9 protein-coding genes are annotated in these 12,328 nt (G+C 33.9%); 6 read left to right on the forward strand and 3 right to left on the reverse strand.

The window, feature by feature from the left end; genetic code table 11:
* Positions 1–435 (reverse strand): sodium:solute symporter family transporter (locus D1606_RS16865; protein ID WP_483314017.1); only part of this gene is annotated, 435 nt, incomplete at its 3' end.
* A gap of 232 nt (positions 436–667) precedes the next feature.
* Positions 668–2,368 (reverse strand): L-lactate permease, encoded by a 1,701-nt coding sequence (locus D1606_RS16870; protein WP_119417183.1) that lies wholly within the window; start codon positions 2,366–2,368, stop codon positions 668–670.
* Between the two features lie 247 nt (positions 2,369–2,615).
* Here D1606_RS16870 and D1606_RS16875 point away from each other — a divergent pair, with 247 nt between their 5' ends.
* The 6 genes from D1606_RS16875 to D1606_RS16900 all read left to right on the forward strand — a co-directional run bounded on the left by D1606_RS16875 (position 2,616) and on the right by D1606_RS16900 (position 10,584).
* Entirely contained in the window at positions 2,616–3,350 is a 735-nt protein-coding gene (locus tag D1606_RS16875; RefSeq protein WP_119417184.1) for a FadR/GntR family transcriptional regulator, read from the forward strand.
* Positions 3,351–3,743: 393 nt separating this feature from the next.
* A complete protein-coding gene (gene nhaC / locus D1606_RS16880; RefSeq protein WP_119417185.1) occupies positions 3,744–5,138 on the forward strand; it encodes a Na+/H+ antiporter NhaC in 1,395 nt (464 codons plus the stop codon).
* A gap of 69 nt (positions 5,139–5,207) precedes the next feature.
* Entirely contained in the window at positions 5,208–6,368 is a 1,161-nt protein-coding gene (locus tag D1606_RS16885) for a class I SAM-dependent methyltransferase (RefSeq protein ID WP_119417190.1), read from the forward strand.
* Positions 6,369–6,718: 350 nt separating this feature from the next.
* Positions 6,719–7,591 carry an iron uptake system protein EfeO gene (gene efeO / locus D1606_RS16890; RefSeq protein WP_119417186.1) on the forward strand — a complete coding sequence of 291 codons (873 nt, stop codon included), beginning with the start codon at positions 6,719–6,721 and terminating at the stop codon, positions 7,589–7,591.
* Between the two features lie 7 nt (positions 7,592–7,598).
* Positions 7,599–8,879: an iron uptake transporter deferrochelatase/peroxidase subunit gene (gene efeB / locus D1606_RS16895; RefSeq protein ID WP_119417187.1), complete on the forward strand. Its 1,281-nt coding sequence runs from the start codon at positions 7,599–7,601 to the stop codon at positions 8,877–8,879.
* On the forward strand, positions 8,854–10,584 hold the full coding sequence (locus D1606_RS16900) for an FTR1 family iron permease (protein ID WP_119417188.1): 1,731 nt from the start codon (positions 8,854–8,856) through the stop codon (positions 10,582–10,584). Before efeB ends, D1606_RS16900 begins: the two co-directional genes overlap by 26 nt.
* A gap of 219 nt (positions 10,585–10,803) precedes the next feature.
* Here the strand turns inward: D1606_RS16900 and D1606_RS16905 are convergent, their stop codons facing one another.
* On the reverse strand, positions 10,804–11,961 hold the full coding sequence (locus D1606_RS16905) for a hypothetical protein (RefSeq protein WP_119417189.1): 1,158 nt from the start codon (positions 11,959–11,961) through the stop codon (positions 10,804–10,806).
* Between the last annotated feature and the right edge of the window lie 367 nt (positions 11,962–12,328).

Raw genomic sequence — 12,328 nt, forward strand, 5'->3', positions numbered from 1 at the left:
CCTTCCTGAAGATACATAGAATGTGAAGAATACCAGAATGATTAAACCCGAAGCAATTCTAAGTAATTTTGTACGATCACGTAATCGATTATCTAAATAGCTAGGGATTGTTATAGAGTTATTTGCAACTTGTGTATACATGCGTAAACGCGGTGCCACTAGCCTCCAGTTTAAATATGCACCGATTGTTAAACCAATTGCAATCCAACCTTCGATTAACCCATTTGCATATATAGCACCTGGCAAACCCATTAATAACCATCCAGACATATCAGCAGCACCTGCGCTCAGTGCTGTAACAGCTGGTCCTAACGAACGCCCACCTAACATATAATCTGTCAAATTAGACGTTTTCATAAATGCATACCATCCAATGCCCAACATTGCAACCATATAAATAATGATTGCAAATAATTGGTACATATTATCTGACATATCAAATCCCCCTTCAATAAAACATCATTTTTAAAAATTTTTAGATTTTTCAACAAACAATATATGACTATCACTTATATAAATCTATTATTCTATAATATCATAAGATTCTGTTATTAATAAATACTATAAAATATGTTGAATGAGATGAATTATGAATTTTGACTGTCAGAAAGTAAAAAGGGTTACCTATAAGTTTTTAACTTATAAATAACACCTCTTTAGAATTATTCTATGGAAGCATCCAAGATAGCACATTACTTTGTAAGAATGTTAGGATACAGATCAGTAACAATAGGAAAATACTATATTTTAAAGTAAACCGTAGTAATTCTGATTCTTTACCCGCTAATCCAACTGCCGCTGTCGCAACTGCAATGGATTGAGGTGAAATCATTTTGCCTGTAACTCCCCCGGATGAATTAGCAGCAAGAGATAAGGTTGGATCCATACCAACAGAACCAGCAGTAACTTGTTGAAGTTTTGCAAACAATACATTGGAAGATGTATCTGATCCTGTGATAAATACGCCTAACCAACCAAGTACTGGAGAAAAGAATGGGAAAAGTGCGCCCGTTTTTGCCAATACCAATCCTAGTGTTGTTGTCATTCCTGCAACATTTGCTACATATGCAAAAGCAACTACTGAACAAATAGTTATTAGCGGATATTTTATTTCATTAACTGTTTCAATGAGAGTTACAATCCATTTACTCCAAGATACTTTTAGAACAAATTTCGTGACAACTGCTGCCAATAGAATTGCAGTACCCGCTGCCCCTAACAATTCTAACTTGTATACAGCTGCTATTGGTTCATGAGATGTGCCACTAAGTACTTTGTTGTGTAAAAAGGGAACCTCAGGCATAAATGTAAGTGCATGTCCAATAGCATTTACACCTTTTAAAATAACATTTGTCCCTTCGTAATGTCCTGTTAAAGCAAGCTTAATTGTTGGAATCCCCCAAATAGAGATAAATCCTGTCAGAATAATAAATGGCGACCAAGCCTTTAAAACTTCCCCTCCCGAATAATGTTCTTCATGTTCTCCTTCATTTTGTCCCACTGTAGCAACGGTTACAGCTACTTCCTGTTCCGCTTTAAAACGGAAGATTGTTTTTGGTTGCCAGAATTTCATAAATACCGCAAGCGCTACCAATGATACTAAAGCTGAAAGAACATCAGGTAATTCAGGCCCTAAAAAGTTAGAAGATAAGAACTGCGTAAGTGCAAATGAAATACCAGAGATGAGCACTGCTGGTAATACTTCTACAGCTTTTTTAAATCCAGCCATAATAACAATTAGGAAGAATGGAAGAAAAACTGATAACAATGGTAATTGACGTCCTACAACTTTTGAAATTTCAGTTGCAGCGATTCCCGTTGGACCTTCCATTGCTGTAATAGGCACTCCTATTGCTCCAAATGCAACTGGTGCAGTATTTGCGATTAAGCACAGGCCTGCTGCATATAAAGGGTTAAAACCAAGTCCTACTAATAATGCTGCTGAAATCGCAACTGGTGCACCAAAACCTGCTGCACCTTCTAAAAATGCTCCAAAAGAAAACGCAACAAGCAATGCTTGAATTCGTCTGTCTTCCGTAATAGATAATACTGAATGACGAATAATATTAAAGTATCCTGTTTTTACAGTTAAATTATAAAGAAATACAGATGTGATAATAATCCAACCTATTGGTATTAATCCATAAACAGCACCTTGTGTAGCAGACATAATTGCTGTACCAGCGGGCACTTTGAAAGCGATTACAGCTAAAACCAACGAAACTAGTAATGTTGTAAGTCCGGCATTATGCCCTTTCATTTTTTTAATAACTAATGCCCAGAAAAAGTATAGTATCGGAATAACAGCAATTAGTGCTGTCCATCCCAAGCTTCCCCCTACTGCTGTGAAATTTTGCGTAAATGTCATTTTTTCTCCCCCTAAATTATCAAGAAACATTCTAATCTCTGATAAAAAATCCCCTTTATAACCATATATTTATAAAATATGAATATTAGGTCATCTGATGACTATATGATAAGATTATATTGTTTAGTTTTTATATTTTCAACAATTTTTAGAAAATTTATCGTAAGTAAATAAATACTTTGAAGAGCAACATCATGTATAATTATAGAAATAATAGTGTTTTTACTATTTACGAGGTGAATACATATTGCAATATAAAAAGATCAAAGCTAAAAAAATATACGAAGAAGTTGCAGAAGCTTTGCATGAAATGATTCGAACAGGTGTCTTACAACCAGGTGATCGCCTGGATTCAGTCCAGCAACTTTCGGAAAACTTCCAAGTAAGTCGCTCTGCTATAAGAGAAGCTCTATCTGCACTTAAAGCAATGGGATTAGTTGATATCAAACAAGGTGAAGGTACATTTGTTAAATCATTTGATGCAAACCAAATAGTATTTCCGTTATCAACGGCTATTCTTATGAACAAAGAGGATATATCCGACCTTTTAGAAGTACGTAAAATTATTGAAGTAGGAACAGTAACTGCCGCGGCCCGAAATCGAACGAAAGAAGATTTAAATAAAATGCGAGAGATTTTAGAGGAGATGAAAGAATCCCCTCTTAATGAAGAGTTAGGGGAAAAAGTTGATTTTGAATTTCACACTGCTATATCCCTAGCATCACATAATCCATTACTTTCTATTTTCTTAGAACAAGTATCTGGGCTGATGTTCGAGACGATGAAAGAAACCAGAAGAATATGGCTATATTCTAAACAAACAACACGAGAAAAGTTATTTGATGAGCATATGAAAATCTATGAGGCTATTGAACAACAAGATGAAACAAAATCGAAACAAGCTATGTTATGGCATCTTGAAAACGTAGAAAATATCCTCATTAAATACTTTAAAGAAACTAATATTATGAAAAAAGAATAATAATCATTAAAATTTGCTGAGCTGGATCTAAGTTTTATCCAGCTCTTTTTTATCAAATTGACTAGATAACATATTTAATTTAATTCATTTTATTGACTACATTTAAATACGTGGTAAAATACTTTATAGATTCAACGCGTTGAAGTGAAAAAGTATATTCCAAGCGATGGACGAAAAGTAGTCTTGTCAATGACAGCAAAAAGAAACTTGGCGGTTGATGTAAGCCTAGGTTATGACAAAGATGAATTACACCATTAACAACTTGGAACCAATGAAGTGGTCAAAACTATTTTGACAATTAGGGTGGTACCGCGGAGTTTTCCTTCGTCCCTTTTGATGGGATTGAAGGATTTTTTTATTTTCAAATTGGATGACTTTTGAGGAGGATTTATAATGTTTCGAATTCATGCTAAGATGACCCCTTCCTTTTTGGAAGCATTTATCTTAATCTTTTTAATAATATCCATTATGACTGTTTGTATTGCTATTTTTGATGCAGTACCACATATGCCTATCCTTATCGCAATTCTATTATTGATAGCATATGGTTTATACAAAAAAATCCCATACAAAGATTTAGAGAATGGACTCACCCAAGGTGCTTCGGCAGGACTTAGTGCCATTTTTATCTTCTTCTTTATCGGCACATTGATTAGTAGCTGGATGATGAGTGGTACAATTCCTACACTTATTTATTTAGGGTTTGAAACAATCACTCCCCATTTCTTCTATGCAGTTGTTTTCATCGTCACTTGTATTGTAGGTATTGCAATTGGTAGTTCCTTAACAACAACTGCAACAGTAGGTGTTGCCTTTATCGGTATGGCAAACGCGATGGATATCTCTTTAGCAATTACTGCTGGGGCAATTGTATCTGGGGCATTCTTTGGCGATAAAATGTCTCCATTATCTGACACATGTAATTTATCATCTACTATAATGGGCGTAGACTTATTTGAACATATAAAGAATATGTGCTGGACAACGATTCCCGCTCTTATTCTTTCGGCTATAATTTATGCTATTTTGTCACCATCTAAGGTTTTACAGAATACGCATAAAATAAATACCTTTAAGGAAGGCCTACTTTCAACTAACATGGTACATTGGTACACGCTAATTCCCCTGTTAGTTCTAATGATCATGGCAATAAAAAAAGTTCCTGCTATTATAACATTAGCTACAGGAACACTCATAGCTATACTCATATCTTACTTTCATCATCAATATGGATTTAGTGAAGTGTTATCTAATCTATTCAATGGATACACTTCTCATACAGGTATAAAAGATATAGATTCACTCCTATCTCGCGGTGGTATTAATAGTATGATGTTTACGGTAGGTCTCGTAATATTAGCGCTTAGTATGGGTGGACTATTATTTACTTTAGGTATTATACAATCGGTACTATCACGTATTGAGAAACTATTCAAAAGCGTTGGTTCTGTAATTACAGGTGCTGCATTCACAGCTATTGGGATCAACACCTTAATCGGTGAACAATATCTTTCGATTTTATTAACAGGACAAGCATTTCAAGCCCAATTTCAAAGAGTTGGCTTAAAAAATAAAAACTTAGCACGAGTCGCAGAAGATGCAGGAACTGTCGTTAATCCACTTGTTCCATGGAGTGTATGTGGCATATTCATCACAAAAGTATTAACTGTATCTACTTGGGCATACTTTCCTTTTGCCTTCTTCTGTTTACTTTCACCTATATTAACAATCCTTGCAGGTTGGACTGGTAAGACACTAACTTATATAGATGAAAAACAACAAAACTAGCATTAGTTTAAGAAGGCCTAAATTATGATACACTTATGCCATCGATTAAATAATAAAGAAGGCGAAAAGATGGATTTTAATGAAATGAAACAAAATTTATTACAGCTTCTTCTTAAGGAGCAACTTGTATCAGCAACTATCAGTCAACCACGAACAAAATCTAACAATTTAAAACGTGTTAAGCTGAAACCACTTAAACTAAAAGGTATTTATCATATTCAGTTAGAGTACCAATACGAACGTATATTAAAACACGAAAATGTTCCATTATCTTTAATCGGACAAAGCATTAATGATCTATTTGATCAATTCCGCCAATTCCAAGGCGAATTCATCGAAGAGAATATCCATATACAACTTTCTAAGAAAAACAAAGTGTTGTGGAAAGCTGAAAAAACAGAGCTGAAAGAAATAAATTTATCACATAATCGTAAGAAGAATTATTTGCTTGATCCAGATAAACCTTATCCATTTTTAATACGTCTTGGAGTTCAATCCCCCGAGGGTAAAGTTAAAAAGCAAAAGTATGATAAATTCAAACAGATTAATCGCTTCATTGAATTTATCCACGATTCTTTAGATTATCTTCCTAAGGATAAAACAATCCGTATTTTAGATTTTGGATCTGGGAAATCGTATTTAACATTTGCTTTATACCACTATTTAAAAGTCGAACAAGGCTTAGATATTCGCGTTACTGGACTTGATTTAAAAAAAGAAGTTATTGAAGAATGCTCTAAAATCGCTAAGGATTTGCAATATGATCAACTTGAATTTTTAGTCGGCGATATTAATGACTATAATGACGAAACGTCAGTTGATATGGTTGTTACTCTTCACGCCTGTGATGTTGCAACTGATATGGCATTAGCACGTGCTGTGAAATGGGGAGCACACGTTATTTTAAGTGTCCCTTGCTGCCAACATGAACTCAACCGTCAATTACAATCCTCTCCTCTCGATATTATGTTACAACATGGACTTATTAAAGAACGCTTTTCGGCACTTGCAACAGATTCAATACGTGCTGAAATTTTAAATTTAGTCGGTTATGATGCACAACTTTTAGAATTTATCGATATGGAACATACACCTAAGAATATCTTAATCCGTGCTTACTATACTGGTAAACAACCAACAATTGTGCAAAAGGCACGTTATAATGCATTCACAGATTTTTTATCTGCCAAACCATTTTTAGAAAATGAACTAAAACAATTTCTCGATTAAATAACATTTCAAAAGTATGTTTACTTTTTCATAATTGTTAGACATGCTTTTGAATTATTAAAGACAAGAGCAAATCCCCAATGGCAAAAATTCCTATAATCTCTCTAATTCAATGTTAATATTTACTCTTTGGTATATCCCTTCCTTTTCTTAATATATATAGGAAAGCTATACAAATTTCCGTGCTATATTTTCTTTAAAAACATGATACAATTTGATAGATTATTAGCGTTATTTTTGTCTAAAAAAAATTCTTTTCTTAATTCTATTGATTTTTATATTGATAATGATTATCATTGCTATTAGTGAAAACGTACGTAACAAATCATTAGAAAGAAGGAAATAAAAATATGAAGGCACAATCATTACTAGCTATTTTATTAGCAGGGAGCGTCGTAATGACTGGATGTAACAGTACAGATGATGCAAAAAAAGACGATAGTAAAGCAAAAACTGAAGAATCAACAAAAAATGCCTCATCAGTTGATTTACAAAAAGAAATTGATGCATATCGAGAATTTGCCCTTGACCAATTAGATAAATTCACTGCTGAGACAGAGAAATTTGTAGCTGCTGTTAAAGCTGGAGATATAGATAAAGCAAAAGAAATTTATCCTGTTGCTCGTATGTATTATGAACGTTCTGAACCAATCGCAGAAAGCTTCGGCGATCTTGACCCACGTATTGATGCTCGATTAGCAGATTTAAAAGAAGAAGGCCAAGGTGAAGAAGATTGGACTGGTTACCATAAAATTGAATATGGTCTATGGGAAGAAAACACAACTAAAGGTTATGAAAAAACAGCTGATCAATTACTTGCTGATGCTAAAGAATTACGTGGCCGTGTAGAAACTGCTGAAGTAACGCCTGATACTATGATGACAGGTGCAGTAGATCTATTAAACGAAGTATCTACTTCAAAAATCTCTGGAGAAGAAGAAATCTATTCTCATACTGACTTATATGACTTCAAAGCTAATATAGAAGGCGCAGAAAAAATCTTCACTATTTTAGAAGATCAAATTAAAGACAAAGATTCTAAACTAGCAGAAGACTTAACTAACAAATTCAAAGCAGTTAATGATTTACTTGCAAAATATGAAACAAAAGATGGCGGCTATGTATCTTACACAAAACTAACTAAAGAAGATACAAAAGCATTATCAGAAGCTGTAAACCACTTAGGCGAACCATTAAGTCAAATGGGAATTATTATGGAGTGAGAAAAAAATGACTAAGACAAACAATGATGAAAAATTGATAGATAAAAAAATAACACGCAGACAAATGTTAAAAATTACTGGTGCTGGAGCTGCTGGAATAGCAATTGGCGCTACTGGTATGGGAGGCGTATTAAAAGCATTCGGCAAAGATTTCTTACAAGAAGACGATACAACCGCTACTAACAAAGTGAATTTTTATGGCAAACATCAATCAGGTATCGCCACTGCTGTTCAAACAAATATCTACTTTGCTTCATTAAATGTTTTAGTTAAATCTAAAAAAGAATTGCAAGAGTTGTTCCAAATGTGGACACCTCTTGCTGTTCAAATGATGAATGGTAATATGATTGGTGAATACAAGAATGATATGATTCCACCAAAAGATACTGGAGAAGCAAAAGGATTAGATGCTCGCAATCTATCAATTACATTCGGTGTCGGACCATCTCTATTTGAGAAAAAAGAACTTGGCCTTGCATCATTAAAACCGAAAGAACTAAAAGACTTACCCCACTTCCCTAAAGATCAACTAGAAGATGCTTATACAGGTGGAGACATATGCATTCAAGCTTGTGCTGATGATCCACAAGTTGCGTTTCATGCAGTTCGAAATTTAATCCGTGCTGCTTCAGGAAAAGTTTCTATGAGATGGTCACAATCCGGTTTTAATTCATTCCCTACGAAAAACGGAAAAAAACAAACACCTCGCAACTTGTTTGCATTCAAAGATGGTACCGAAAATCCAAATACCTCTGATGAAAAGGACATGAATAAGGTTGTTTGGGTACAATCCGGTGATTCTAAACCTTGGATGACAGGAGGGACTTATTTAATCGTACGTCGTATCCAAACACATTTAGAAACATGGGATCGTACTTCTTTAAAAGAACAAGAAAATACTTTTGGTCGTCATCGTGATTCAGGCGCACCAATTGGAAAGAAAAATGAATTTGATGCAGTGGAGATTGAACGAAAAGATGAAAATGGAAATTACATCGTACCCGAAACATCACATGTTTTTCTAGCAAAACAAGCAAAAGCTAGAATAATGCGTCGTTCATTCTCCTACTCTTCAGGTATTGTTGATGCGACAGGTACCTATGATGCCGGACTCGTATTTATCTCTTTCCAAAAGAATCCTGAACAATTTATTAAGATTCAAAACAGTTTAGGACGACTAGATAAGTTAAATGAATATATTACACATCGAGGAAGCGGTGTTTTCGCTTGCTTCCCTGGTATAAAAAAAGGAAGTTATATAGGTGAAGCATTATTTAATACGTTGTAGTCAATTTCTCATTATCTTATTGTTTGCTACACTCACAACAATCCATCCTGTAGCAGCAGCGGAATCCTATAGTAACCTGTATATTTCAATCAGTGATGCCATAATGAATTCCAAACAAGGTAATGATGCAAAGGCAAAAGATGCAATCAGAACTTTTGAGGAAAGTTGGCAACAAGCTAACGTCAAAGATTCAAAAGAAGCAAAAGCTGTTGAACAAGCTCTTGAAGACACACAAACAGCTACTACTAAAGAGGATCGTTTGAAGGCATTAACTGTTCTCTCAAAAGCATTAACAGCTCTTGAAAAGGCTGAAAATCCTGTTGATGAAAAAGCTGAAAGAAAAGCCTTCGCAAATGTTATGCAACCTGCACTAAATCAATTACAAGCCTCCATTAAAGAAGGCGATGTTGAAAAACTTACAAAGGCTTATAATGCCTTTAATACTTTCTGGACAAAAAAAGAAGTACCTGTTCGAGAATACGACATTGCAGCTTATGGCAAAATTGAAACACAAATGTCTTTTATACGAATTGCACTTTCTGATGAAAATCCGAATATGGATTCCATTCAAGATCAATTTGACGGGCTACAAAAGGCCATTAATGATTTTGGAGCTGGCAAAAAAGTAGCTTCATCTGCTAAAGGTACTTACTCTTTACAAACTCTAGTTGATCTAATCGATGATGCAAAGGCTCAAATAGACGACGAAGATTATGAAAAAGCTTCTGCAACGGTCAAAAAGTTCATCACAACTTGGCCAAATGTTGAAGGGGATATCCGTACAAAAAATGCTAGTCTCTATACAAAAATTGAAAGTGATATGCCGATTATTGCTAGTGATTTGATGAAAGATACTGTTGATGTAAAAGATATCAACTCACAATTAGATAACTTTAAACAACAAATTCAACTGATTCAAGGTGATCAAAACTATAGCTTTTGGGATTCAGCTTTAATCCTATTACGTGAAGGTTTGGAAGCATTATTAATCATCGTTGCACTAATCGCTTTCTTAAAAAAATCCGATCAACAACATATGGGAAAATGGATTTACATGGGTGCTCTCTTCGGGGTTGCATTAAGTGCGGTTTTAGCAGTTTCAATGTCTACAATATTTAACTCTGCTACGATTAATACTAGTCGTGAAATGATTGAAGGATATGTAGGTTTAATCGCTGCAGCAATGATGATTGGTGTTGGCGTTTGGATGCATAGCAAGTCGAATATTAAAGCATGGAACTCTTATATAGCAAAACAGATGAATCACGCAATGTCTAAACAAAGTATTTGGGCAATGGCATTTATCAGTTTCCTATCTGTCTTCCGAGAAGGTGCTGAAACATTAATCTTCTATATGGGAATTGCTCCTAAAATGTCAACAACCGATTTTAGTCTTGGAATTGTAACTGCAATTGTCATCTTAGCAGTTGTAGCCTTCTTCTTATTACGAGTTAGCGGCAAGATTCCAGTACACAAATTCTTTGCGGTTGCTACAATTTTAATCTATATTCTTGCGTTCAAGATTATTGGTGTCAGCATTCATACATTACAATTGACTGATATATTGCCATCATCAGTAATTAGCGGTTTACCAGTTTGGTCAACTATCGGTTTCTACCCAACAGTTGAAACAATTGTCGGTCAAATTATTCTACTTGTTCTAGTTGTTATGACAACAATCTATAAAAAACGTAACGAAAAATAAATTCAAAAAAATGGTATGAGTGCATGATACTCATACCATTTTTCATTCTAAAAATCATTTTACTAGAGGATTACTATGATAATAATAAGTACTATCCACATTTCAAAAACTAATTGAAGTATCTTTGATGATTAATTTATTTTAAAAACTTTTGATTTAGTTGTGCTTTTAATCGTATCCTTTAAAGAAAGTTTATCTGTCTTTACGTATAAAGTGACTTTATATACTCCTTTTTTTAAACTTTAAATCCTTGTAGCTATGTCTACTTATATCATCAACCTTTAAGGCCTTTATCTTTTGATATTTTCCAGTTGTCCCCTTTTTCCACACAGTCAAGTGACCATTATAGTAAGGGGATTCTATATTATAATTCACTCTGACTTGTTTCGTTCCTTTTTTATCTACTGATTTTCCTATTGTTAGTTTTAGTGCTGTGATTTTAGGGGTTACTTGATCTATAGCTTTAATGGTATGGTATTGTACTGCTACTGTTTTTGTTCCCTTAATCCTACTTGTTATTCTGAACTTATAATTACCTTTTTTCTTTAATTTATAGCTATATTTCTTTTCCTCATTGTATGGTGAAATATTGTCATATTTCTTTGTTTTTGGATTATACAAGTCCCACTTTGTTTCAATAGTTGCCCCTTGCAAATTAGCATGTGACACAAAGATTTCAAAACTAACATTAGTTCCTGCATAGACTAGTTTACCGCTTTTTTCTATTGGAACATCTTTTGCTAATAAAGTACCTTGTAGTGTATTCATGAGTACAAAATTATAGTTTTCTAGATTTTTCAGTTTTCCAGTATCTACTATCCGCAAAGTATAATTCCCCTTTGCTAATTTGAAGAAATCCGTTGTTATAAGCGCATTACTCATTTTGTCGCTAGGTATATCAAAACGTATTTCTTTCTTAGTGTCTCTATTAGTTAGTACCCCATAAATAGCCCCTGTCATGTCCTCTTTTGTATTTTTTGAGGACATTGAAAGGTCTACTACGAAGTTATATGGTGTTTCGGAATCTTTTGTAACAGTAAAATTATACTGTTTTTGAATTATATTTTTTAATGTCTTCTCTATGAAGGACATCTCTCCATTGTCTAATTTCAAATTCACTGTTGGTAAGTCACTAATACTTTGTGAATCTACAGCTTGTTGTTCAAAATTATAGTAGTGATAATAATCACCATAGACGAAGATAGGTTCAATAAAATTTTGATTTTCTGTAGTTGCCACTGTATTGACTTTGTCTATTACACTTAACCCTATTCCATCATTTGATTGCGCATGTGCTAAGCTGTTAGCCCCTATAAATCCTACTAGCATCACTGACACTATACTCAAACTTGTTATAATACTTTTCTTTTTCTGCATGTTAAGTTCCCTCCCATAAAACTAGAACACCATTTGATGCAGCACGAATAAGATATTCAAGACCTTGAATACTATGATAAGTGCAAGTAATAATTATATAAAGTTTTTTTCTTATGAACTTTAAAGGGTGGCATAATTAGAGTCTTAATTGCGTTTGCGCTTTAAATCATATGAAAGCAAAAACCTTCTTCTCCAATTATCCACATGTTATCCGCATTTGCATTAGTATTCTATCTAAAAAATCCTAAATCAAATATTACACTTGGGGATAATAGATAAATTTATACACAATTTTATAAATTGTAGTGCATAAGTTAGCAACTAATCATAGGCTATTTCGTAATATGTGCAAAAACTGTGCATAACT

The organism is Rummeliibacillus sp. POC4 (assembly GCF_003576525.1).
Classification (GTDB): Bacteria; Bacillota; Bacilli; order Bacillales_A; family Planococcaceae; genus Rummeliibacillus.

Bases quoted from the DNA above. Each gene is read 5' to 3' on its own strand.
- efeB (WP_119417187.1), top strand. From the start codon at position 7,599: ATGACTAAGACAAACAATGATGAAAAATTGATAGATAAAAAAATAACA.
- nhaC (WP_119417185.1), top strand. From the start codon at position 3,744: ATGTTTCGAATTCATGCTAAGATGACCCCTTCCTTTTTGGAAGCATTT.
- D1606_RS16905 (WP_119417189.1), bottom strand. From the start codon at position 11,961: ATGCAGAAAAAGAAAAGTATTATAACAAGTTTGAGTATAGTGTCAGTG.
- D1606_RS16870 (WP_119417183.1), bottom strand. From the start codon at position 2,368: ATGACATTTACGCAAAATTTCACAGCAGTAGGGGGAAGCTTGGGATGG.
- D1606_RS16885 (WP_119417190.1), top strand. From the start codon at position 5,208: ATGGATTTTAATGAAATGAAACAAAATTTATTACAGCTTCTTCTTAAG.
- efeO (WP_119417186.1), top strand. From the start codon at position 6,719: ATGAAGGCACAATCATTACTAGCTATTTTATTAGCAGGGAGCGTCGTA.